At 34.4% G+C, this 21,050-nt stretch carries 27 protein-coding genes; 18 read left to right on the forward strand and 9 right to left on the reverse strand.

The genetic code is table 11. The annotated features are described in order from the left end of the window. Nucleotides 1–186 precede the first annotated feature (186 nt). The gene (locus tag ACZDYH_RS07940) at nucleotides 187–597 is read right to left on the reverse strand and encodes a hypothetical protein (protein ID WP_474886101.1); all 411 of its coding nucleotides are present in this window, start codon (nucleotides 595–597) and stop codon (nucleotides 187–189) included. A gap of 213 nt (nucleotides 598–810) precedes the next feature. Between ACZDYH_RS07940 and ACZDYH_RS07945 the strand changes: the two genes are divergently transcribed. The 3 genes from ACZDYH_RS07945 (at nucleotide 811) to ACZDYH_RS07955 (ending at nucleotide 1,778) form a co-directional block, all read left to right on the forward strand. Further along, a complete protein-coding gene (locus ACZDYH_RS07945; RefSeq protein ID WP_000448802.1) occupies nucleotides 811–1,200 on the forward strand; it encodes a YflT domain-containing protein in 390 nt (129 codons plus the stop codon). A 50-nt stretch (nucleotides 1,201–1,250) separates the two neighbouring features. Next, complete coding sequence (locus ACZDYH_RS07950; RefSeq protein ID WP_001293468.1) at nucleotides 1,251–1,451, forward strand: CsbD family protein; 201 nt, start codon at nucleotides 1,251–1,253, stop codon at nucleotides 1,449–1,451. Nucleotides 1,452–1,526: 75 nt separating this feature from the next. Beyond that, nucleotides 1,527–1,778 (forward strand): GlsB/YeaQ/YmgE family stress response membrane protein, encoded by a 252-nt coding sequence (locus ACZDYH_RS07955; protein WP_000522903.1) that lies wholly within the window; start codon nucleotides 1,527–1,529, stop codon nucleotides 1,776–1,778. A gap of 181 nt (nucleotides 1,779–1,959) precedes the next feature. On the opposite strand, the gene ACZDYH_RS07960 is transcribed toward ACZDYH_RS07955, so the two are convergent. Further along, a complete protein-coding gene (locus ACZDYH_RS07960) occupies nucleotides 1,960–2,160 on the reverse strand; it encodes a hypothetical protein (protein WP_000391011.1) in 201 nt (66 codons plus the stop codon). A gap of 196 nt (nucleotides 2,161–2,356) precedes the next feature. Here ACZDYH_RS07960 and rsbV point away from each other — a divergent pair, with 196 nt between their 5' ends. From rsbV to ACZDYH_RS07985, 5 genes are all read left to right on the forward strand, one after another. Next, the gene (gene rsbV, locus ACZDYH_RS07965; RefSeq protein WP_149214988.1) at nucleotides 2,357–2,695 is read left to right on the forward strand and encodes an anti sigma b factor antagonist RsbV; all 339 of its coding nucleotides are present in this window, start codon (nucleotides 2,357–2,359) and stop codon (nucleotides 2,693–2,695) included. 6 nt (nucleotides 2,696–2,701) lie between these two features. Further along, on the forward strand, nucleotides 2,702–3,184 hold the full coding sequence (gene rsbW / locus ACZDYH_RS07970; protein WP_000970572.1) for an anti-sigma B factor RsbW: 483 nt from the start codon (nucleotides 2,702–2,704) through the stop codon (nucleotides 3,182–3,184). Then, complete coding sequence (gene sigB / locus ACZDYH_RS07975; RefSeq protein WP_016122036.1) at nucleotides 3,147–3,923, forward strand: RNA polymerase sigma factor SigB; 777 nt, start codon at nucleotides 3,147–3,149, stop codon at nucleotides 3,921–3,923. Before rsbW ends, sigB begins: the two co-directional genes overlap by 38 nt. A gap of 69 nt (nucleotides 3,924–3,992) precedes the next feature. Beyond that, complete coding sequence (locus tag ACZDYH_RS07980; protein ID WP_474886301.1) at nucleotides 3,993–4,433, forward strand: ferritin-like domain-containing protein; 441 nt, start codon at nucleotides 3,993–3,995, stop codon at nucleotides 4,431–4,433. A 172-nt stretch (nucleotides 4,434–4,605) separates the two neighbouring features. Continuing rightward, entirely contained in the window at nucleotides 4,606–5,748 is a 1,143-nt protein-coding gene (locus tag ACZDYH_RS07985; protein WP_000025520.1) for a fused response regulator/phosphatase, read from the forward strand. Nucleotides 5,749–5,787: 39 nt separating this feature from the next. On the opposite strand, the gene ACZDYH_RS07990 is transcribed toward ACZDYH_RS07985, so the two are convergent. The 3 genes from ACZDYH_RS07990 to ACZDYH_RS08000 all read right to left on the reverse strand — a co-directional run bounded on the left by ACZDYH_RS07990 (nucleotide 5,788) and on the right by ACZDYH_RS08000 (nucleotide 9,808). Next, nucleotides 5,788–6,645, reverse strand: coding sequence for a CheR family methyltransferase (locus ACZDYH_RS07990; RefSeq protein WP_000429036.1), 858 nt, complete (start codon nucleotides 6,643–6,645; stop codon nucleotides 5,788–5,790). A gap of 16 nt (nucleotides 6,646–6,661) precedes the next feature. Beyond that, nucleotides 6,662–9,352: an ATP-binding protein gene (locus tag ACZDYH_RS07995; protein ID WP_474886111.1), complete on the reverse strand. Its 2,691-nt coding sequence runs from the start codon at nucleotides 9,350–9,352 to the stop codon at nucleotides 6,662–6,664. 204 nt (nucleotides 9,353–9,556) lie between these two features. Next, nucleotides 9,557–9,808 (reverse strand): hypothetical protein, encoded by a 252-nt coding sequence (locus ACZDYH_RS08000; RefSeq protein WP_000991357.1) that lies wholly within the window; start codon nucleotides 9,806–9,808, stop codon nucleotides 9,557–9,559. Between the two features lie 236 nt (nucleotides 9,809–10,044). Between ACZDYH_RS08000 and ACZDYH_RS08005 the strand changes: the two genes are divergently transcribed. From ACZDYH_RS08005 to ACZDYH_RS08025, 5 genes are all read left to right on the forward strand, one after another. Continuing rightward, nucleotides 10,045–10,185, forward strand: coding sequence for a hypothetical protein (locus ACZDYH_RS08005; RefSeq protein WP_001004570.1), 141 nt, complete (start codon nucleotides 10,045–10,047; stop codon nucleotides 10,183–10,185). 36 nt (nucleotides 10,186–10,221) lie between these two features. Then, nucleotides 10,222–10,752 carry a general stress protein gene (locus tag ACZDYH_RS08010; protein ID WP_474886116.1) on the forward strand — a complete coding sequence of 177 codons (531 nt, stop codon included), beginning with the start codon at nucleotides 10,222–10,224 and terminating at the stop codon, nucleotides 10,750–10,752. Between the two features lie 139 nt (nucleotides 10,753–10,891). Continuing rightward, a complete protein-coding gene (locus tag ACZDYH_RS08015) occupies nucleotides 10,892–11,095 on the forward strand; it encodes a DUF4028 family protein (protein WP_002023439.1) in 204 nt (67 codons plus the stop codon). 136 nt (nucleotides 11,096–11,231) lie between these two features. Beyond that, the gene (locus ACZDYH_RS08020; protein ID WP_000637511.1) at nucleotides 11,232–11,543 is read left to right on the forward strand and encodes a YbjQ family protein; all 312 of its coding nucleotides are present in this window, start codon (nucleotides 11,232–11,234) and stop codon (nucleotides 11,541–11,543) included. Nucleotides 11,544–11,882: 339 nt separating this feature from the next. Continuing rightward, complete coding sequence (locus tag ACZDYH_RS08025; protein ID WP_000498628.1) at nucleotides 11,883–12,029, forward strand: hypothetical protein; 147 nt, start codon at nucleotides 11,883–11,885, stop codon at nucleotides 12,027–12,029. Between the two features lie 96 nt (nucleotides 12,030–12,125). Here the strand turns inward: ACZDYH_RS08025 and ACZDYH_RS08030 are convergent, their stop codons facing one another. Together ACZDYH_RS08030 and ACZDYH_RS08035 are read right to left on the reverse strand one after the other, a co-directional pair. Continuing rightward, nucleotides 12,126–12,431 carry a hypothetical protein gene (locus tag ACZDYH_RS08030; RefSeq protein WP_000266554.1) on the reverse strand — a complete coding sequence of 102 codons (306 nt, stop codon included), beginning with the start codon at nucleotides 12,429–12,431 and terminating at the stop codon, nucleotides 12,126–12,128. A 117-nt stretch (nucleotides 12,432–12,548) separates the two neighbouring features. Next, nucleotides 12,549–13,541 carry a zinc-dependent alcohol dehydrogenase family protein gene (locus ACZDYH_RS08035; RefSeq protein WP_088859423.1) on the reverse strand — a complete coding sequence of 331 codons (993 nt, stop codon included), beginning with the start codon at nucleotides 13,539–13,541 and terminating at the stop codon, nucleotides 12,549–12,551. Between the two features lie 150 nt (nucleotides 13,542–13,691). Between ACZDYH_RS08035 and bsh the strand changes: the two genes are divergently transcribed. Continuing rightward, nucleotides 13,692–14,678, forward strand: coding sequence for a choloylglycine hydrolase (bsh, locus tag ACZDYH_RS08040; protein ID WP_434713674.1), 987 nt, complete (start codon nucleotides 13,692–13,694; stop codon nucleotides 14,676–14,678). Between the two features lie 121 nt (nucleotides 14,679–14,799). Here bsh and ACZDYH_RS08045 read toward each other — a convergent pair whose 3' ends face one another. Continuing rightward, complete coding sequence (locus ACZDYH_RS08045; RefSeq protein ID WP_000273537.1) at nucleotides 14,800–14,940, reverse strand: YflJ family protein; 141 nt, start codon at nucleotides 14,938–14,940, stop codon at nucleotides 14,800–14,802. Nucleotides 14,941–15,095: 155 nt separating this feature from the next. Between ACZDYH_RS08045 and ACZDYH_RS08050 the strand changes: the two genes are divergently transcribed. After that, the gene (locus tag ACZDYH_RS08050) at nucleotides 15,096–15,458 is read left to right on the forward strand and encodes a hypothetical protein (RefSeq protein ID WP_000582785.1); all 363 of its coding nucleotides are present in this window, start codon (nucleotides 15,096–15,098) and stop codon (nucleotides 15,456–15,458) included. A 26-nt stretch (nucleotides 15,459–15,484) separates the two neighbouring features. On the opposite strand, the gene ACZDYH_RS08055 is transcribed toward ACZDYH_RS08050, so the two are convergent. Further along, nucleotides 15,485–15,670, reverse strand: coding sequence for a YhzD family protein (locus ACZDYH_RS08055; RefSeq protein WP_000539552.1), 186 nt, complete (start codon nucleotides 15,668–15,670; stop codon nucleotides 15,485–15,487). Between the two features lie 208 nt (nucleotides 15,671–15,878). Between ACZDYH_RS08055 and ACZDYH_RS08060 the strand changes: the two genes are divergently transcribed. The 3 genes from ACZDYH_RS08060 to yhaM are packed head-to-tail and all read left to right on the forward strand — an operon-like array spanning nucleotide 15,879 to nucleotide 21,027. After that, nucleotides 15,879–17,120, forward strand: coding sequence for a metallophosphoesterase family protein (locus ACZDYH_RS08060; RefSeq protein ID WP_088859424.1), 1,242 nt, complete (start codon nucleotides 15,879–15,881; stop codon nucleotides 17,118–17,120). Continuing rightward, nucleotides 17,117–20,041, forward strand: a complete 2,925-nt coding sequence (locus ACZDYH_RS08065; RefSeq protein ID WP_474886123.1) for an ATP-binding protein — start codon at nucleotides 17,117–17,119, stop codon at nucleotides 20,039–20,041. The genes ACZDYH_RS08060 and ACZDYH_RS08065 overlap by 4 nt, the downstream gene beginning before the upstream one ends. A 41-nt stretch (nucleotides 20,042–20,082) precedes the next feature. Next, nucleotides 20,083–21,027 (forward strand): 3'-5' exoribonuclease YhaM, encoded by a 945-nt coding sequence (gene yhaM / locus ACZDYH_RS08070; protein WP_000726638.1) that lies wholly within the window; start codon nucleotides 20,083–20,085, stop codon nucleotides 21,025–21,027. Nucleotides 21,028–21,050: the final 23 nt, after the last annotated feature.

Here is a 21,050-nt window from a genome sequence, read left to right on the forward strand (position 1 = left end):
ATTTAAGAGCGAATAAATGAAAAATAAAATATCTAATAATATAGATAGAAATCCGCTTTTATACCTTTCAATAAAAGAATAATAGCATTATATATTATAAGGAATACTTGTCCTTAATTGTAAATGAAAGGGGGGAATTGGTATGAGTTATGGCTATGGTCACCCTCCAAAAAAATGCTTTGAACATCATAATGAAACTTTATCAACGGGTGTATTACGTAGACATTCCGCTACGTTATTTCTTACTGTTGAAGCTATGAATGTTGATCCAGATGATACTCGTAGAGTAACAGTAATAGTAGAATGTGCAGATTCTCTCTTTTTTTGATCTAGTGTGATTTGTTTAGGAGTGCCTTTTTGGACTGCTGAAACGATAGATTGTATCATTTTTTCGTTGTCTGTTTGAGATTTGGAAGTAGTATGATTTGTTGTTTTCAGTATTTCAATGTCTGTAATATTAGCAGAATTTAATTGAAAGGTATTTTGTTTATGTTCTTGCTTAACTTGTGAAGCTTTATCTGTAGCCGAGGTGCTTGTACAACCTATTAAATTGAAAGATAGAGCGGTTAGAGCGCATATAGATATGATTTTTTTCATAGTATCCCTCCTCAAGTTTAATTATAACAATTTTCTGTTAATTTAGGTAGTTATTGTAAGGAGAAGATGTTTTAAAGTGGTAAATGATGATGTTCATTCTCTATTAAAATCAAAATTCACATAACTTTTTTCATATTTTATGTTTAACATTTCGAAAATAGGTGTACTACATATAATATAACAAATAATTCATTTTAAAGGAGGAAGTTAAAGATGGAAACGAAGTATAGTAAACCTTTTGTATATGAATTTATTACGGAGAAAGAGGTCATGAATGCGGCGAATGATCTCGTGAAAAAAGGAATAGACCAAAAAGATATTTACGTATTAACGCATGAGAAAGATAGGACAGATAGAATTGCGGACAATGCAGACGTGAATACAATTGGGATAAAAGAGGAGGGACTTGGGACAAGCATTATTAACGTCTTTCAAAAAACAGGAGATCAGTTAAGAAATAAAATGCAAGAGTTAGGGCTTAATGAGGAAGAAGCGAACTTTTATGAAGAAAAACTGGATGAAGGGAAAATCTTGTTATTCGTTAAGGATTTAGAAAGAGTCGGTGAATGGTTACAAGAAAGAAGATGCATGTATTCTATTTAAATTTGTATCCTTTAAATCTATAAATCTATTACGAAAAGGAGATTGTAAATATGAGTGAGAACGGACTAAAAGAACAAGTTAAAGGTAAAGTTGAAAAGAAAAAAGGACAAGTAAAAGAAGGAATTGGTGAAGTTACAGAAGATAGAGAGTTGAAAAATGAAGGTAAGTGGGAAAAAACGAAGGGAACGATAAAAGAAAAAGTCGGAAAAGTGAAACAAAAGATAAGTGATGAATTGGATAATAAAGAATAATATATGTTCATCAAGCTTTAGTTACATACTAAAGCTTGATGAATTCAATATAAAACGAATATAGGAGGTTTAATTGTGGGACTTATTATTACGTGTATTGTAGGTGGACTTATTGGTGCGTTAGCTGGAATGATTACAGGAAAAGACTTTCCGTTAGGTATAGTTGGAAACGTGATTGCCGGATTAATCGGATCTTGGGTAGGTAGTGCGTTATTTGGTCATTGGGGTCCTGAATGGGGAGGCATTTTTGTTCTTCCAGCGTTATTAGGTGCAATCGTCTTTATTTTAATCGTTACATTCTTCTCTAGAATGCTGCGGAAAGCGTAAGTATGATAATAAATAGTAATCTTAAGTTTATTATATATAGTTATAAAGTTAATGAACTGATAAAAATACATAAAAAAGCATCCAATTAAACTAATTTGGATGCTTTTTTATGTATTTTACATAGGAATGAGTGGAGGATGAAGAACCCCCCACTCATTAACATTACACTTTCTATTATGTATTAAGCCATCGTTACCTTTTTACAATTATTTATTCTTACGACTTGCCTTGGTTCTATATGAGATAAGTCCTCGCTATTACTTATATCAACTACAATTGTATTCGTTAGTATGTTAATAATGGAACCAACTAATTTTGTAGCATGATCGTGTCGATAAGAAAATTGAACAAAATCTCCCTTTTTAAAGTTGTGCTCTTCCATAGATAGATCCCCCTAAAAATAATGTTTATACATTATATATACACAAATTTATAAGGTTTAAACATTTGGTAGTATTTTTTACGTGTTAAGCCGAGAAAGGTGTAGAAAATTTATTTATAATGAAAATAAAAAAATATGTTTAAAACTAATTTTTATGGGTAATTAAATAGTAAAAGTTCGAGATAAGGGGGCGGAAATGATGAATTTGGAAATAAATATTTTGCAAAATGATGTAGGTTATACGGTACAACTTAATGGTGAAATTGATGCGTATACGGCATCAGATTTGAAAAATAAGGTAATGCCTATTACAAGCGAAAAAGAGGTTCAGATTGTAGTAGATTTTCATAACGTAGATTATATGGATAGTACTGGTTTAGGTGTTTTTATAGCTCTATTAAAAGCGGTTAAGAAAAATGATGGAAAACTAGAGTTTATCGGTGTATCTAAAAGATTAAAAAGATTATTCGATATTACAGGATTAACGGAAATATTAAATTTGAATTCTGATTTTGAAAAAGTAGAAAGAAGGTGACTAGGGATGATGGAGAGATTTGAAAAGATAGAAATGAAAATTCCTGCAAAGGCAGAATATGTGGCTATTATTCGTTTAACAATGGCTGGTGTTGCGAATCGAATAGGCTTTGCTTATGACGATATAGAAGATATGAAAATTGCTATTAGTGAGGCGTGTACAAACATTGTACAACATGCATACAAAGAAGACGTTGGAGAAATTACAATTGTCTTTGGGCTATATGAAGATCGATTAGAAATTATGGTTGCGGATAATGGGGTTAGCTTTGATTTTAATAACTTAAAAAGAAAAGTTGGTCCGTATGATATTAGTAAACCAGTAGAACATTTGCCGGAAAATGGTTTAGGTTTATATTTAATCAATACGTTAATGGATGATATACAAATCATGCATGATGAGGGCATGACGGTTTTAATGACAAAATATATACAAAGAGAGCAGGTGGAGAATGATGGAAATCCAATCTCAACCTACGAATCTTACTAAAGAAGACGTTATTAAACTAATTGCAGACTTCCAACAAAACCAATGTAATGAAGCGCAGGAAAGGTTAGTTGATCATTATAAAAATCTCGTATATTCCATTGCATATCGCTATTCAAAAGGCGGGCCGATGCATGAGGATATTATACAAGTAGGCATGTTAGGGCTCTTAGGTGCAATAAGAAGGTATGATTATTCGATAGGGAATGCTTTTGAGCCTTTTGCAATACCTACGATAGTAGGGGAAATAAAGAAGTATTTACGCGATAAAACTTGGGGCATTCACGTTCCAAGGCGAATTAAAGATTTAGGCGGAAAAATTAAACTTGCGATAGAGGAGTTAACAGATCACCTGCAACGTTCGCCGAAGATTATAGAAATCGCAAATCATTTAGGACTATCGGAAGAGGAAGTTCTAGAGATTATGGATGCTAAAAATAATTATCGAGTATCTTCCTTAGATGATGTAGTTGAAAATGCATCTGATGGTAGTTCGGTAGCGAGAATTGAATCTGTAGGTGAAGTAGAGCAAGGATATGAAGAGACAGAAAGGCGTCTCGTTTTAAAGGATATTTTTAACGTATTAAATGACACGGAAAAGAGTGTTATTCATTATATATTTGGAGAAAATTTAAATCAAAAAGATACAGGGGAACGGTTAGGTATTTCACAAATGCACGTTTCTCGTATTAAAAGACAAGCGATAAGTAAATTGAAGCAAGCCGCATTTTTAGATACATAAAAATTTAAAATAATGATGTTTAAAACATGAGAAAAGGGGTACTTATTAAGTATAGGAGGAGATATGAAAATGTCACACGATGTGAAAGAACTAATCGAAGGATTGAATGAAGATTTAGCAGGAGAATACGCAGCAATCATTATGTATAACCATAATGCAGCTACAGTTTCTGGTATATATAGACAAGTGTTAAAGCCTTTCTTTGAATCTGAAATTAGTGATGAACAAGGACATGCCCTATATTTAGCGGAGAAAATTAAGACGCTAGGTGGTACACCTACTACGATCCCTTTATCAGTGAAACAAGTAGAAGATGTTAGAGAAATGTTAGAATACGCTAGACAATCAGAATATGAAACAATTAAGCGTTATGAAACGAGAAAAGAACAGGCAGCGAAATTAAATATGACAGAGTTAGTTGTAAAGCTAGAAGATATGATTGCAGATGAAACTAATCATATGGAAGAATTAGATCGTCTTTTAAATGATAAAGTAATGGTGTTAAATTAAAAGTAGAAATTTATAGAGTGAAAGAACAAATTCCTATTTCTGGGGGTTTGTTCTTTTGTTGTATAAATATGTTTGAGTAAGAAATTTTCATTTTGTAACTGAGTATGTAATACTAGAAAAATAGAAAATAATAATAGATTTACATTTTAAATAAGAAAAGGGGAAATAACTTGTGTCCATTTTAATTGTTGATGATAATCCGGTTAACATATTTGTAATTGAGAAGATTTTAAAACAAGCCGGATATCATGATCTTGTATCGCTCAATTCTGCACAAGAGCTCTTCGAATACATACAGTTTGGAAAAGATTCTTCCAGGCATAATGAAATTGATTTAATATTATTAGATATTATGATGCCTGAAATTGATGGACTTGAAGTTTGTAGGCGATTACAAAAAGAGGAGAAGTTTAAAGATATCCCTATTATTTTTGTTACAGCTTTAGAGGATGCAAATAAATTGGCCGAAGCTCTTGATATGGGGGCAATGGATTATATTACGAAACCTATAAATAAAGTTGAACTATTAGCACGTATGCGTGTAGCGTTACGCTTGAAATCGGAATTAAATTGGCATAAAGAACAAGAAGAAAATCTTCGGAATGAACTAGATTTAGCTACGCAAGTACAAAGAAACTTATTAAGTAGCCCATTACGAGAAGATCATATAAAAATTGAAGCAAGTTACTTACCTTCATTTAAACTAGCTGGAGATATGTATTATTGGTATAAAATCGATGAAAATCGCTACGGTATTATATTATTAGATGTGATGGGACATGGTGTATCTGCTTCATTAGTTTGCATGTTTATTTCGTCTGTATTACGTGAAACGATTAAATGTTTAATTGATCCAGAACTTGTTATTAAAGAATTAAATAAATATATGACCCTTTTACATAATGAAAATGATAATATTCCCTATTATTTTACGGCCATATACTTAGTTGTTAATACAGAAGATAGAACAGTTGAATATGTAAATGCAGGGCATCCTTCTGGATATGTTTTAGTTGATGAAACAAATGTAGTTGAACTAGATCGCGGGAGTTGTGCGGTAGGATTTTTTGATGAAATAAAAGTTAAAAAGACAGTTATACCTTTTGAGAAGAACGCTCAAATACTATTGTTTACAGATGGTGTTCTTGAAGCAATTGCAAATGATGAATTTGAGGCTGAAGAGAAATTACGTACTTTTACAGAAAGAAAATGGGGAGATTTAGAAGGCGAGATAGAAGGGTTTTACAAGGAAGAACAAAAGAAAGCGCAATCAGATGATATGTGTCTCATTATGATACAAACGAATGCGAAATAAAAAGCGTATGAAATCCAAACAGAGGATTTCATACGCTTTTTATTGTATTTTTTGATAAATTTGTTCGCTAGGATTAAATTGAGTATAATGCGGCATTATATTTGAAAAACGAAGAGTTTCTTTATTCCCTAAACATAGAAAACCATTGTGACCTAAGCTTTCATAAAATAGTTGCTGCACTTGATTTTGAAGTTTACTTGTAAAGTAAATTAAAACGTTACGACAAAGTATAATATGAAACTCGTTAAAAGATTGATCGGTTACTAAATTATGCTGTGCAAAAATAATGTTTTGTAAAAGTGATGGATTAAAATAAGCAAAACGATTATCTGTTGAATAATAGTTAGAAAACGCTTGTGTACCGCCAGCTTGTAAATAGTTTTTCGTATAAGTTTGCATTTTATTTAACGGGAGGATACCTTGTTTTGCTTTTTCTAACACATTTGTATTCATATCTGTTGCGTAAATAACCGACTTTTCACTTAATCCTTCTTCGTGAAGTAAGATGGACATTGATAATACTTCTTCACCAGTTGCGCATCCAGCATGCCAAATTCTAATTTCGGGATGCTTTTTTAATTCAGGAATAACATGCTCTCTAAGCGCTTTAAAAAAGGCAGGGTTACGGAACATCTCAGTTACATTAATTGAGAAATCATTTAATAACTGTTCTAAAACCCCTTCCTCGTGAATTACTTTTTCAATTAATTTTGAAATGGTTGGGATATTAGAGAGCTGCATTCGATTACAAATCCTTCTATAAATAGATGTGCGAGCATATTGGCGAAAATCAAATCCTGATAGTTTAAATACCGCTTCCAATAGTAATTCAATTTCTAAGTTCGTGCGCTCATCCGTATCTACTGATGGATCAAAATTATAATACTTATTTTCCACTCCAACTAAACCTCACTTATTTTATTAACCATACACTCATTACCGAATAGAGTTGATGTAGATTTAATGGTTTACTTATATAATCTGAAGCGCCAGCAGATAAACATTTTTCCTTATCATTTGGCATTGCTTTAGCAGTTAATGCGATAATAGGTATTTCATTTAACCCTAAGTTCATTCGGATATTTTCCATCGTTTCATAACCGTCCATATTAGGCATCATAATATCCATTAAAATAAGGTCAATATTTGTATTGCTTTGTAGTATTTCTAAACACTCTATGCCGTTTTGGGCAGTAATAATGTTGGCATTTTGTTTTTTTAATGCATTTTGTAACGCAAATATATTTCGATGATCATCATCGACAATTAAAATTGTTTTCTCTTGGAAGACGTTATTTGTTTCTGGAGTAACGATAGTTTCTTCAACAACTTCAGCAGGAATAACATCTTCTATCGTTGCTGCGACTTCTAAATTGGATAACTGTATATCATGTAATCCATTTGGAAGGTTAGGAATATATACCGTGAAAGTACTACCTTCTCCTACATTACTCTCTAACGTAATCCAACCACCTAATAATCTCGCAAACTCTTTACAAATAGATAAACCTAATCCTGTACCACCATACTTTCGAATCGTTGCTCCATCTGCCTGTTGAAAGGCTTCGAAAATAAGTTGATGCTGTTCTTTAGCGATACCAATACCAGTATCTTTTACTGAAATTGTAATCCAATCTTTACTTATAGACTGCATATCATGACTCAAATTGGTTGTTTCTATCGAATCAAAATGTAAAGAAACGGATCCTTTTTCTGTGAATTTAAATGCATTGGATAATAAGTTTTTAATAATTTGCTCAATCCGTTTTGCATCTGTATAAAACAGATCAGGAATCGTATCACTGTCCTCAATAGTAAATTCGACATTTTTTTGTGCAGCTATATGTAAAAAGTTTTGATGCATATTGGCTGCCATGTCACTTATGTTCGTTGCCTCAAAAATGATGTCTAGTTTGCCTGCTTCTACTTTAGATAAATCTAGTATGTCATTAATTAAAGTAAGTAAGTCTTTCCCTGATGAATGAATGACAGTTGCTAATTCAATTTCATCGTCGGATAAATTGTTATCATGATTTTCTCTTAACATTTCAGATAATAGTAAAATACTATTTAACGGTGTGCGTAATTCATGTGACATATTTGCTAGGAACTCAGATTTGTATTTTGAGCTGCGTAACAACTCGCTTGCTTTTTCTTCTAATTCTAATTTAGTAATTTGTAAGTCAGCTGTCTTCTGCTCAGCCTCTTCAGTTCTAGACTCTAATTGTTCATTCGTTGTTCGTAATTCTTCTGCTTGCATTTGTAGTTCTTCCGCTTGCGTTTGCAATTCTTCTGATTGAACTTGTAACTCTTCTGTCATTGCTTGTGATTCATGTAAAAGAGTTTGAATTCGCATACGTCCCATAATGCTATGGATTGTTAAACCTAGATTATCAACGGTTTGTTGAATTAAATCTTGATGTAAATCTGAAATCTCAGTTACACTTACTAACTCCATTACTGCGATCACTTCATCCTCAAATAAGATAGGGATGACTAGTAAATTTTTAGGACGTATTTCTAATACTCCGCTAGTGACATAACGAAACTCTTCGGGTATATCCCTGAGAATAAAACTTTTCTTTTCTAAGGCAGACTGTCCAATGAAACCTTCACCCATTTGAATGGATTGTTTCCCAATATCAGCACCTTGATCGGCGAAAGAAGCTTTTTTCACATAGTAGACAGTTTCTTCATATTCTTCACGTACATAAAATGCACCGCAAGAAGTTTGCGTTTTTTGTATAATTCCACTAAGAATTTTTTTACCTAACATCTCAATAGAAGATACACCTTGATACATTAAAATTAATTCTGCAAGCTCCGTTTGTAACCACTCTCTTTTCGATATTTCGTCTAGTAGGTGATTCGTTGTATGAGCAAGATCTTTTATTTCATCACGTGTGTTTACATGAATTCTTTCCGTGATTTTTTCTTTAGAAGAAATGGATTTAATAACTTGAATTACATTTTTAATCGTTTTTGTAATGGAATTCGAAATATAGAGTGAAATGATAATAGAAATACAAGAAAGTAAGAACAATAAACTGTATAACCAAATCTCTAATTTATTATTTTCAGTATCTAATTGTGCTGCTCTTTTTTTCGTTAATTGCTCCTCAGTGCTACGGAAGTTAGTTACCTGTGACTGTAATGACTGAATTTGAGTCGTGTCGATTGTTTGTACATTATTACTATTATTATTTGCAATGAGTGGGTGAATCTCTTTATTTATCCAACTAATAATATTTTCGTTAATCTGTTTTAATTTTTCTTGCTGAGATGGGTTATCCTCTAATAATGAGAAAAGATCTTGATAATGCTTTTCGTAATCCTTTTCCGCAGAATTAAGAGATTGTACGTAATTTGGATTATTAGAAATGATAAACCCTTTCGCTTTATTTTCAATTGTTAGTAAATCTTTCTCCACTTGATTTGTTAAATTGAGAACTTTAAAATCGTGATCAATAATAAAATTACGAGATTTTTGTAAATTAGAAATCTCATTGTTCAACATAATGAAAGAAACAAGTAAGAACAAAATGATAACTAAATAACCAGCCATAATTTTGTAGCGAATACTAAATTTTGCTTTCGAGTTCATTAAAAATTCCTACCTTCAAGGTTATTAAAACTTTTCTATTTTAAAGAATGAAAAACGTAATATATATTATATCAGTTTTCATAAGGCTAAACTAGAAATCCCCCTATTGTATTAGGGGGTTCTTTTTTAATAGAGGAAATCATTTTGAAATATAAAACTATATATGAAAAGTAACAATCGAGGGAATAGGGGATAACAAAACTTTTAAGAAGGGAAGAGTGTTCTTAAAGCTCTTTTTGCATCTATTCCTTCAAAAATAAATAATACAAGATCTCTCTTTTTTACAGTAAGGAAAAAGGATACTAGAGTGCTTAAGTTTTTAATAGAAGTAAGTGTTCCGTGTTTACTTATAAATACATTCGTTTGAAATGTTGTCATTAAAGCATAAAAATGATGAATTTGAGTTATTGTAGGTGTTTCATTATAAGAAATAGTAGTAGAGTGAATGGCGTTCATCGTAATATTCCTTTCCATATAGTAAGCATAACAATATAAACATACCCGTTTTAAAAAATGTTAAACATATAAATAAGAAAAAATATAATTATAGTTTTTTACGTTTAGAAAAGGTTAGGAAGGGTATACATATACTACAAAGAGATTGACTGAAGATGAATTGTAAGATGTCTATGTTTAGTAGATTAGTCTATCAAAATATACTTTTACTTTAAATAAAAAGGAGCCTGGTATACATGAATGAAATGATGATTAATATTACATTTGATTTAATTTACTTGTTAAGTAGTTCACTTGTAGTGCTTTTACTATTCGCTTTTTTCATAAATGGTTATGTTAATAAGAAAATTAGTGTATACAGAAATGAAGAAAAATAAAAATATATTATATAAAACTTTAGGAGGTTAATAGTTATGAATGTAGATAGAAAAATAGTAGGTGTTTTTAGAACAATTGATGATGCGGCACTCGTTATTAATGAATTAAATGATAAAGGATACTCAGCAGATAACATTTCAGCTATTGCAAAAGATCAGAAGGAAATTGAACACCTTGAAGAAAAATCGGGTGAAAAAGTAAATCATGAAACTACACATAAAGCAGATATCTTTTCAGCAACAGGGCTTGTGGCAGGAGGAGTAGCAGGCGGACTCGGTGGTTTATTAACAGGTCTTGGTATACTTGCTGTTTCTGGAATGGGTCCAATCGTAGCAGCAGGACCGATCGCAGCAGCTATTGGAGGAGCCGGTATTGGCGGGGGAGCTGGAAGTTTAATAGGAGCATTTATAGGGTTAGGAATTCCAGAAGAACATGCTAAAAAGTATGAAGAATATATTTACGATGGCAATATATTAATTTTAGTAGATGCAAAATTAGATGATAAGTTAGAAATCTATAAAATATTTGATAAGCATAATGCCTATAACTCTGATTTCTTTAAATAAAATGTAAACAAAGTGAATATCATTTTTTGATCTTACAACTTTGGCGCGGCCGAGGAGTCGTATGACTATAAGAGAGGAAGGGCTTATAGTAAAAGATCAAGTTCTATTCTGTTATTTAAAAGGGAAGAGGTGTCTATTCGTGATTGTAAAAATATTAAAGGATAGTAGTAATAGTTTCCTTTGCACAGTTCAAAATAAAAATGGAGACCAGTATGTGAAGAAATGGTTTCGTAAACATGAGAACAATGAAAAATTAGGACGACCAACTTTCAAAGAAGTAGAAAAGGACTGGAAAGAAAATAAAGAGTCGTTTATGTATCCTAATGTTAAAGCGCTTTATTAAACATAATAGGCATTTTATTCTTACAAAACTGTCACATTCCTGTAAGGTAATTCAATAGATTAGTTGTTTGTTCCATGTCATAATAAAGACATAAGAAAGCTAATTAAAACTACAACTTATTAGGAGAGTGTCAGTCATGATTGTAACAACAACGTCTGGAATTCAAGGTAAAGAAATTATTGAGTATATCGATATTGTAAATGGTGAAGCTATTATGGGTGCAAATATTGTCCGCGATTTATTCGCTTCTGTTCGTGATGTTGTCGGTGGTCGTGCTGGTTCTTATGAAAGTAAGCTAAAAGAAGCTCGTGATATCGCAATGGACGAAATGAAAGAACTTGCAAAACAAAAAGGTGCGAACGCTATCGTTGGTGTTGACGTAGATTACGAAGTAGTTCGTGATGGAATGTTAATGGTTGCTGTAAGTGGTACAGCTGTACGTATATAAGTAAATAAAAAACAGGCTCACCCCTTGAAGTTTATGCTTTGAGGGGGTTTTTTATTTTTCTTTTGTTCATGACTAAAGTTAAAATAGAGAAGAGCCGACGTACTCGCTCGCTTATTTCAAATGTAGTATATTATTTCTTGAGAAAAAGCAAGTAAATGGAATTTTTTGTATTTGAAGAAGGTGTTAACTTTATGACAAATAATAAAATTGCTATTTGAGGTACGAAGAGAATTAGTGGTATGAATAATTTTAGAAAGTGTATAGTTAATAGAAATAAACGATGGAGTATGTAAAGAGTTATATTACATAAAATTTATTATGAATGGAGGCGGTTACACTATGTTTTGGTTAGGATGTTTTTTAGGATACATTGTAGGTTCTATTATTACATGTGCGCTACTTTACTTTGGATATAGATCCAATGAAAATAAAAAAGCGGATATGCAAAAAGGGGAGGAGAGAAAAATCAATAAAAGAGGTGTATAGTAGGCGAAAGGTAAGGTGATAACATTGATGCAAAAATAAAGGACAGTTACATATTTCATATGATTACTATGTACTGTCCCGCTTATTCCTTTTGGATTAGGAAAAATTGTTTCCTGTCTTGCTGTAAAATTCATAGGCGAAATATCCAAATAAATAGCCTATTCCAGCTCCTAAACTAACTGAAAGCAGGGCGAAGTTCGGGAAAAATATACCGAAAATCAAACCGATCATACAGCCAACAAGCATTCCTATAGGTATTAAACTGTCTAATAACAGTTGAGCCTCTTTTGATTTTTTCTTACCTAATGTGCCGTTGTCATATTTATGTTTAAGCCTTCCAATTACATAGACTACAATTCCCCCGACTATTAAAACAGGCGCAATTGCTTTGAGTAACCACATGTTAGAGTCTCCTTTCACCTTTTAACATGATTATACCAGATACTTACAATTAGGTATTCCTGAACGTACTATCTAGTCTATTTAAAAGACCAATCAAAAAGGCTTCTTCAATTGTAGTTAATAACTTGTCAAAAACACTTTCCCTTTCGTTTTCTCAGCGGACTGTACAACATCAACTGCCGCTTTCACATCCGCTAATTCATACGTAGAATGGACTTTCATAAAACGTAATTGCTCATTTTCTACTAAGCGAATTAAATGACGAAACGTGTCTTGCCATTTATAAGGTGACACTTCTTTATTCCAATGTCGTAAATGAAATATGTTCGCGTGCACTTTTGCTTTCGTGACAATCTCTGCCCAGTTTACTTGTATTCCTGACAGAAGTCCTATAGTTAAAAAGTGCCCATTGGGACGTAAGGAGAAAGCTAATTCATTTCCATCCGGTCCCCCGATAGAATCAATTGCAGCATCCGCGCCGAGCCCGTTCGTTAATGTCATAACGGTTTCATAAAGCGGGGCAGTCGAAGTATCAATTACATGATGAGCGCCAAGCTGAAGTAATTCGTCTGTATGTTTACTATTTCTTATCACGGCAATGAGTTGGAAATTTAAAATTTGCGATAACTGCGCAAAAAGATGCCCGATAGCGGATCCACAAGCATTCACTAACAAAACATCATTCCGTTGTAAGTTTAGCGTTTCCGTACATGTAACCCAAGCCGTAAGGGGATTAATATACATTTGTGCCGCGGTAAAATCATCAATAGAATCGGGAATAGGGACTACAAAATCAGCTGATGTCTTCACATATTCTTGCCAAGTACCTTCCCCGCGTAACGGTAACACACGTTTACCGATAAGGTCTCTAGAAACAAAAGCTCCTACATCTTCTACAATACCAACACCTTCATAACCAGGTATGTTAGGTAAAGGGATTCTATGTGCGTACGCTCCGGTTATTGGAATTAAGTCAGATGGATTAATCGGTCTAACTAGCATACGAACGAAAACTTCATTATCTTTCAGTGGTTCTATATTTTTATATTCAACTTGTAATACGTCTTTTGGATTGCCAAACTTATGAAATTGAATGCATGTTCCAAGCAAAGTAATTTGCCCCCTTAGTTTCATTGGGTTTATTATAGCATTTTTAGTTTGGGTGGTTATTTTGTTAGTGATAAATAGGGTTTTTAATTTACGTATTTATCAGAATTTTATAAAATGTGTATATAACTATGAAATGGGGGGGATTTCTTCATGTGTACTAGTTTGACGTTACAAACAAAAAATTTCCAGCATCTTTTTGGGAGAACAATGGATTTCACATTAGATATGAATCAAGAAGTAATAATCATTCCTCGGCGTTATCAGTGGAACAATATAACTGGTGAAACGATCCGAGCGAAAAAGGCTGTTGTCGGAATGGGAATTAATTTTGGAGGAAGGGTCATGATGGCGGACGGAGTAAATGAAACTGGTATGACATGTGCAACTCTCTATTTCCCAGGATTCGCTACTTATAGTAATCATATAGATAGCGATAAAACGAATGTAGCGCCATTTGATTTTGTGACTTGGAGCCTCACGCAGTTCAATTCTGTTGAAGAGGTAAGAAAATCTATTGATAACATTGCCTTTATAGATGTGCCATTACCAGTTTTAGGAATTACGCCACCGCTACATTGGATTTTAGCAGATAAATCGGGAGCGTGTATTGTACTTGAGCCGACAGCTGATGGAATAAAAGTGTATGACAATCCAATAGGAGTGATGACTAATAGTCCCGAGTTTAATTGGCATTTACAAAATTTAAGACAATATATTGGTCTTAAATCGCAGCCATTTGCGCCAACGGAGTGGGGAGATGTACCATTAAGTGCTTTTGGCCAAGGTTCAGGAACGATGGGGCTTCCTGGAGATTTCACTCCGCCATCAAGATTTGTACGGGCAGCATATGGCAAACAAAACATTCAAAGTATAGAGAACGAAGAAGAGGGGATATCGGCTATTTTTCATATTTTATCAAACTGTGAGGTTCCTAAGGGGGCAGTAATAACAGAAGACGGTATATTAGATAATACGATCTATACAAGTGCAATGTGTATGGAGTCTGGAACATATTATTACCATACTTACGATTGTAGACAAATTATAGCTATTCATTTATTCCATGAAAATTTAGATGCAACTGAGATTAAAACTTATCCGTTTCAGCGGAAACAAAAAATATTTTATGAAAACTGAAGCGCCCCTGAAAAAGTGAGACTAATAAAAACACCTCCATTTAATTTGCATACTTAGTATGCGAATTTAGGAGGTGTTTTTTATCATTTACCAATATTCAGGTTTACTTCTTGCTATTCTATTAAGCCGAAGCTCTCTTCATTCTCTCAAGTAAACTAGATAACACATGCGTACGATAAGATTCTAGTTTTTTACCTTCATAAGTACGGATACCTAATTTTTTAAGTTCTTTTACATACCAACCTTTGCTTCCGAAATACATGTGATCGCTCCCCTTCAACTTTGTTTTTATTTATTCTGATTGCATATGGAGGTACAGGAATTATTAATGAAGGAAATGAATTTCGCGCGAAAATGGTTAACTTTGTTGCAAAAGACATATATACTAAAGATAGTATACAACGAGGTGGACAAGACGTGATTATAGAGAAGCACGAAATTCAAATTGACCAAATTACTAGCGGTAAAGTGAATATCTTTACTTTCTATCGAAATAGAAAGCAAATTGATGATCATTTTTTACGATTGCAAGAACCATCGCTTACAGCAAACTACTTCTTCCATTTTCATTTTGATGCAGAGAGCTTGCATCTACTGCAGAAAGAGTTTCCGAGCGTATATCCGTACGACGGTAGTGAAACGATTCACGACTGGACGGAAAAGATGAAAGCTGAATTGCAACATCAGATCCAAACAGGTAAATGGAATAAACGCGTACGTATCGGTAATCGCATTCTAGATGTGGTGTTTACGTGGTGTGACGAAGATATAGTAGAGTGAAAAAGAAGCGGATGACGCTTCTTTTTTTAGCGCTGGAATAAAACGAGCTTACCTGCAGTAGATGTACAGCGATGTGTTTTTTCATACAATCCTTTTTCTTGTAAGATAGATTCACCTTTTGCTTTTGCTTCTTTTTCAGTTGCCGCCTCGAATGATTCGTCTAATGCTTTTGAACCATCTTTTTCAAAGACTGTTAGAACGTATACTCCCATGAAAATTCCCTCCAATAATTAAAATCAGAATCTTATAATTATTTTGACATAAAATGCTACAATATGCAAAGAAATATATGACATTGCGTGGTAAAATAGAATGAAACTTTAATCATCGAGAATATTTTTATTCTCGATGATTATTAGTTTTCAGCGATTTTAATTTTGATAAAATGAAACTTTTGAAAGATAGGAAGGATCGTTATTTGTGAAACAAGTAAAGTTTATACATGCGGCTGATTTGCATTTGGATAGTCCGTTTAAAGGGATGGAGATGAATGTTGCGCAGTCTGTTTGGGAGAGAATGAAGCAAAGTACGTTTGAATCATTTGAGCGTATTGTTGATAAAGCAATTCAAGAGCGCGTTGATTTCGTATTACTAGCTGGGGATTTGTATGATGCGGAGACGAGAAGTTTGAGGGCGCAAGTGTTTGTGCGTGAGCAAATGAAGAGACTTTCGCAGTACGATATCCCTGTTTTTATTATTCACGGTAACCATGATCATTTAGGAGGAAGCTGGGCAGCAATTGAGTTTCCGGAAAATGTTCATGTATTTACTGAGCCTTATGTAGAAGAGAAATCATTTTATAAAAATGGTGAGCTATTAGCTTCTATTTATGGTTTTAGTTATTTGCAGCAAGCGGTAACGGATAATATGACAGCGCAGTATACGAAAATGAGTGATGCGCCTTTTCATATTGGCATGCTTCACGGAAGTGTGGAAGGAGATGCAGAGCATAATCGCTATGCACCGTTTCAAATTCGTGAGTTGAAAGAAAAACAGTTTGATTATTGGGCTCTTGGCCATATACATAAACGTGAAATTTTATCAGAAGAACCATGCATTATTTATCCAGGGAACATACAAGGTCGTCATCGTAAGGAAACAGGCGAGAAGGGTGCGTACCTTATTGAACTTACGAAACAAGGAACGCAGTGTTCATTTTTCCATACGGCAGATGTTGTATGGGATGAAATCGAAGTTTGTATTGATAGACTTGAAACTGTTGATGAACTTATGACGAGCCTATCTACTGCGATGAATGAATGCCGAAGAGAAGAGGAAGGTACGCTATTAACTGTCGTATTCACAGGACAAGGTCCACTTTCACCTTATTTGCGTGACGAAAAGCGCGTGGAAGAGATTTTTCACATTTTAGCATCTGGCGAAGAGCGAAAAGATTTTGTATATGCGATGAAGTGGAAAAATGAGACGGTTTCTTTTGCGGAAATCGAACGTTTGAAAGCGGAAAATCATTTCGTAGGTAGTGTGCTAAAGGAGTTAGAAGCTTTCAGCAATATGGACGGAGTATTGCGCACTATTTGGACATCTCTTGTAGCGCGTAATAGTATTGAATCTTTTACAGAAGAAGAGAAGAAAGAGATTCAAAAGGAAGCAGAAAATATTATTTTAGAGCAATTATTCCAGCAAGAGAGGGATAAAAAATGAGAATTGAAAAACTCCATATTTATGGGTACGGAAAATTAGAAAATGTGGAAATGGATCTTTCCTTGCTGACGGTGTTATATGGTGAAAATGAAGCGGGGAAATCGACAATTCGCTCATTTATGAAAAGTATTTTATTCGGTTTTCCGACGAGAGGACAGCGCCGTTATGAGCCGAAAGAAGGCGGGAAGTATGGCGGCGCGATGACTGTGCAAACAGGGCAGTACGGTCGTTTGAAAATTGAGCGATTGCCAAAGACGGCAGCTGGCGAGGTGACCGTTTATTTTGAAGACGGGAAAACGGGCGAAGAAGAAATTTTAAACGATATATTAAGCGGGATGAATGAAAGTTTATTTGAATCTGTCTTTTCATTTGATATGCATGGTCTTCAAAATATTCATCAGCTAGGCGAAGCGGATATTGGCAATTATTTATTTTCGGCAAGTGCAGTCGGAAGTGATGCGCTATTGCAGTTAGATAAAAAGCTAGAAAAAGAAATGGACCAGCGCTTCAAGCCGAGTGGTCGTAAACCAGAAATTAACGTGTCATTGCAAGAGATGAAGAAACTTGAAGAGAAGATGAAAGAGTGGCAAGGAAAAATTGGCACGTATGAAAAACAAGTAGAGCAGTTAAAAGAAAGTGAAGAGAAGCTTGCTTCTGTTCGCGGGGAAAAAGAGAGTGCAGAAAAGCGAAAGCAAGATTATGAAATATTAGCAGCGCTTGAGCCACTCGTTATTGAAAAACGTGCGCATGAGAAAGTGTTAGAGAACGAGAGCGGGCAGTTTCCTGTAAACGGAATGGCGCGTTATGAAGCAATTAAGGCGAAAATGGAGCCGCTTCAATTACAAGTTGATTCGCTCCACAAGAAAATTGAGACAGTGCAATCGGAAATTGCTTCGATTCAAATAGATGAAGAGTTTTTACAAAAAGAAAGTTATGTAGAAGAACTTCGTATGCAGCATATGTCTTACGAAAATGCACGCCAAGAAATGCGTGATATGAGCGGGAATATTACGAATATAAAAGAAGAAATCGCAGAACTAGAACAACAAATTGGTACTACTTTTGAAAAGGAAACAGTTCTTTCATTTGATATGAGTTTGGCAACGAAAGAGTTAATTACGCAAACAGTGCAAAAGGCGCGCGAATTAGAAACGCAAAAAGCACAGCTCGATGATCGTTTTAAAGTAGCGCAAGAGCAATTAGAAGAACAAGAAGAAAATATAAGACAGATTAAGAAACAAATGTTAGTGGATGAAGAGAGAAATGTGTTAGTTGAGAAAGAGAAATCGTTCCAAGATGCGGCGTTTATCGGTATGGGCGCAGAGAGAATGAAGCGCAAGTATGAAGAGAAAACAGGAGCAGCTAAGCAAAAGAAAAAGCAGTGGCAAAGAGTTTGTCTTCTGTTACTCCTTATTAATACAGGCATTTTATTCACAAGCTTATTGATAGACAATCGCCCGCTCTTATTTATTAGTGTCATCGTATTTGTAGGGATTGTTCTCGCCCTTGTTTTATATAAAGATCCATCAAGTGGATTACAAGAAGAGCTCCTTACACTTCAGCAAAGTGCCGGCGGGAGACAAAGTGAAGAAGCGATGTCTGTACGCTATCAGTTAGAAAAAGATGAAGAGATACGTAAATTATTTGAGCGTGAGTCTTATAAGTTACAGCAGTTGGAGCGAGCGTATGATAAAGTCGTTTCATCGTATGAGGAATGGGAGAGAGAAACGTTCCAGGCGGGAGAACAAGTCGATGCATATAAAACGCGCTATATGTTTCCTGAATTTTATACGTATGCACACATATTGCCGGCGTTTGAGCGTATTGAAAAAATGCAGCAATTATATCGGGAGTTAGAGAAGCAAGGTACGCGAAAATCTTCATTATATGAAATGATTTCGCAATTTGAACATAAACTAGAAACTGTTATCGGTAGTGCGGAGTATAGTAAGCTACACGAGGCACAAAGCCGTATGCAAAATGAGAAAGAGAAGCGCCAAACTTGTAAGCAGTTAAAAGAAAAACTGGCGGAATGGCAAGAAGAATATGAGTTTATGCAAGAACAATTAAAGCAATTACTAATAGAACGAGATGGTTTATGGCATATTGCAGCGTCTACAGATGAAGAGATGTTTTTAGAAGCAGGTAAACTGGCGGAAAAACGTGAAGATGCAGAGAAACAAGTGGGGCGTTTATTGCCGCAAATTGATCTGTTAGAACAGCGTTTAACGAGTTTATCATTAGCTGAACATTATGAAGCTGACGGTTATGAAGAGAAATTAAAGAGAGAAATGACAGTCGTGCAAAACTGTCTGGCGCAAGAGAAAGAACTGACAGAGCGTATTGCGAAACATCGTATGGAAATTGCGAATTTAGAAGAAGGTAGTACGTACGGTGATTTAATGCATGAATGGGAAATGAAAAAAGCGCAAGTGCGTGAACAAGTGAAGAAGTGGGCTGCTTATGCGGCCGCAAAAACGGTGTTAACGAAAACGAAGCAATATTATCATGAAGTACATCTTCCTCGTATTTTACAAAAGTCAGAAGAGTATTTCGTCTATTTAACAGGCGGACGATATAGTAAAATCTTTTCACCGTCAGAGTCAGAGCCGTTTATTGTAGAGCGTAACGATGGTATGCGTTTTTACAGTCATGAACTAAGCCAAGCGACAGCGGAGCAGTTGTATTTATCGCTGAGATTTGCACTAGCAAAAACATTTGAGCATGATTATCCATTTATTATTGATGATAGTTTCGTGCACTTTGACGCGGTAAGGACGAATCGAACGATTGAACTTATAAAGGAAATTGCAAAGGATAGACAAGTCATATTCTTTACATGTCATGCGCATTTACTCGCGTATTTTACAGAAAAACAGATTATAAAATTAACACATATGCGTAAAGAAAATGAGTTGTAGTGTGCTATACTAAAAGTAACTGATTTGGTGGAGGAATTCGAATGAAAAAGAAAATTGCAGAGTATGAAGTTGGTGAACAAGTCGATATTTTCTTGTTAATTAAAACAGCGACAAAAGGTATCGCAAGCAATGGAAAGCCATTTTTAACAGTAATCTTACAAGATCCAAGTGGAGATATTGAAGCGAAGTTATGGGACGTATCACCAGAAGTTGAGAAACAATATGTAGCGGAAACAATCGTGAAAGTAGCTGGAGATATTTTAAACTACAAAGGACGTATTCAATTACGTGTGAAACAAATCCGTGTTGCGAATGAAAATGAAGTAACAGACATCTCAGACTTCGTAGAAAAAGCACCAGTGAAAAAAGAAGATATGGTTGAGAAAATTACGCAATACATATTTGAAATGAGAAACCCGAACATTCAGCGTCTAACAAGACATTTATTAAATAAGCATCAAAATGAATTTTTAGACTATCCAGCAGCGACAAAAAACCATCACGAGTTCGTATCTGGACTAGCTTATCACGTCGTATCAATGCTTGATTTAGCGAAAGCTATCTCAAATCTATACCCATCATTAGATAAAGACTTACTATATGCAGGTGTTATTTTACATGACCTTGGTAAAGTAATTGAATTATCTGGCCCAATTTCTACAACGTATACGTTAGAAGGAAACTTACTAGGCCATATTTCGATTATGGTGAACGAAATTGGTAAAGCGGCAGACGAATTGCAAATCGATGCAGAAGAAGTATTAATTCTTCAACACATCGTCCTTTCTCACCACGGAAAAGCAGAATGGGGTAGTCCAAAACCACCATTAGTAAAAGAAGCAGAAATTCTGCATTACATCGATAACTTAGATGCAAAAATGAACATGATGGACCGCGCATTAGGACGCACAAAACCAGGCGAATATACAGAGCGTGTCTTCGCACTTGATAATCGTTCGTTCTATAAGCCGTCGTTCCATAATTAAAAGTGTGAATAAAGTGGCCTCAT

It is taken from the genome of Bacillus sp. EB V-12 (assembly GCF_056158125.1).

What these genes read in the sequence shown, in the direction of transcription:
- ACZDYH_RS07980 (WP_474886301.1), top strand. Translation starts at nt 3,993, where the DNA reads ATGTCACACGATGTGAAAGAACTAATCGAAGGATTGAATGAAGATTTA.
- rsbW (WP_000970572.1), top strand. Translation starts at nt 2,702, where the DNA reads ATGATGGAGAGATTTGAAAAGATAGAAATGAAAATTCCTGCAAAGGCA.
- ACZDYH_RS08025 (WP_000498628.1), top strand. Translation starts at nt 11,883, where the DNA reads ATGTTTTGGTTAGGATGTTTTTTAGGATACATTGTAGGTTCTATTATT.
- ACZDYH_RS07945 (WP_000448802.1), top strand. Translation starts at nt 811, where the DNA reads ATGGAAACGAAGTATAGTAAACCTTTTGTATATGAATTTATTACGGAG.
- bsh (WP_434713674.1), top strand. Translation starts at nt 13,692, where the DNA reads ATGTGTACTAGTTTGACGTTACAAACAAAAAATTTCCAGCATCTTTTT.
- ACZDYH_RS08030 (WP_000266554.1), bottom strand. Translation starts at nt 12,431, where the DNA reads ATGTGGTTACTCAAAGCAATTGCGCCTGTTTTAATAGTCGGGGGAATT.
- ACZDYH_RS07940 (WP_474886101.1), bottom strand. Translation starts at nt 597, where the DNA reads ATGAAAAAAATCATATCTATATGCGCTCTAACCGCTCTATCTTTCAAT.
- yhaM (WP_000726638.1), top strand. Translation starts at nt 20,083, where the DNA reads ATGAAAAAGAAAATTGCAGAGTATGAAGTTGGTGAACAAGTCGATATT.
- ACZDYH_RS08065 (WP_474886123.1), top strand. Translation starts at nt 17,117, where the DNA reads ATGAGAATTGAAAAACTCCATATTTATGGGTACGGAAAATTAGAAAAT.
- ACZDYH_RS08055 (WP_000539552.1), bottom strand. Translation starts at nt 15,670, where the DNA reads ATGGGAGTATACGTTCTAACAGTCTTTGAAAAAGATGGTTCAAAAGCA.
- ACZDYH_RS07995 (WP_474886111.1), bottom strand. Translation starts at nt 9,352, where the DNA reads ATGAACTCGAAAGCAAAATTTAGTATTCGCTACAAAATTATGGCTGGT.
- ACZDYH_RS08020 (WP_000637511.1), top strand. Translation starts at nt 11,232, where the DNA reads ATGATTGTAACAACAACGTCTGGAATTCAAGGTAAAGAAATTATTGAG.
- ACZDYH_RS07960 (WP_000391011.1), bottom strand. Translation starts at nt 2,160, where the DNA reads ATGGAAGAGCACAACTTTAAAAAGGGAGATTTTGTTCAATTTTCTTAT.
- rsbV (WP_149214988.1), top strand. Translation starts at nt 2,357, where the DNA reads ATGATGAATTTGGAAATAAATATTTTGCAAAATGATGTAGGTTATACG.
- ACZDYH_RS08045 (WP_000273537.1), bottom strand. Translation starts at nt 14,940, where the DNA reads ATGTATTTCGGAAGCAAAGGTTGGTATGTAAAAGAACTTAAAAAATTA.
- ACZDYH_RS07950 (WP_001293468.1), top strand. Translation starts at nt 1,251, where the DNA reads ATGAGTGAGAACGGACTAAAAGAACAAGTTAAAGGTAAAGTTGAAAAG.
- sigB (WP_016122036.1), top strand. Translation starts at nt 3,147, where the DNA reads ATGATGGAAATCCAATCTCAACCTACGAATCTTACTAAAGAAGACGTT.
- ACZDYH_RS08000 (WP_000991357.1), bottom strand. Translation starts at nt 9,808, where the DNA reads ATGAACGCCATTCACTCTACTACTATTTCTTATAATGAAACACCTACA.
- ACZDYH_RS08005 (WP_001004570.1), top strand. Translation starts at nt 10,045, where the DNA reads ATGAATGAAATGATGATTAATATTACATTTGATTTAATTTACTTGTTA.
- ACZDYH_RS08010 (WP_474886116.1), top strand. Translation starts at nt 10,222, where the DNA reads ATGAATGTAGATAGAAAAATAGTAGGTGTTTTTAGAACAATTGATGAT.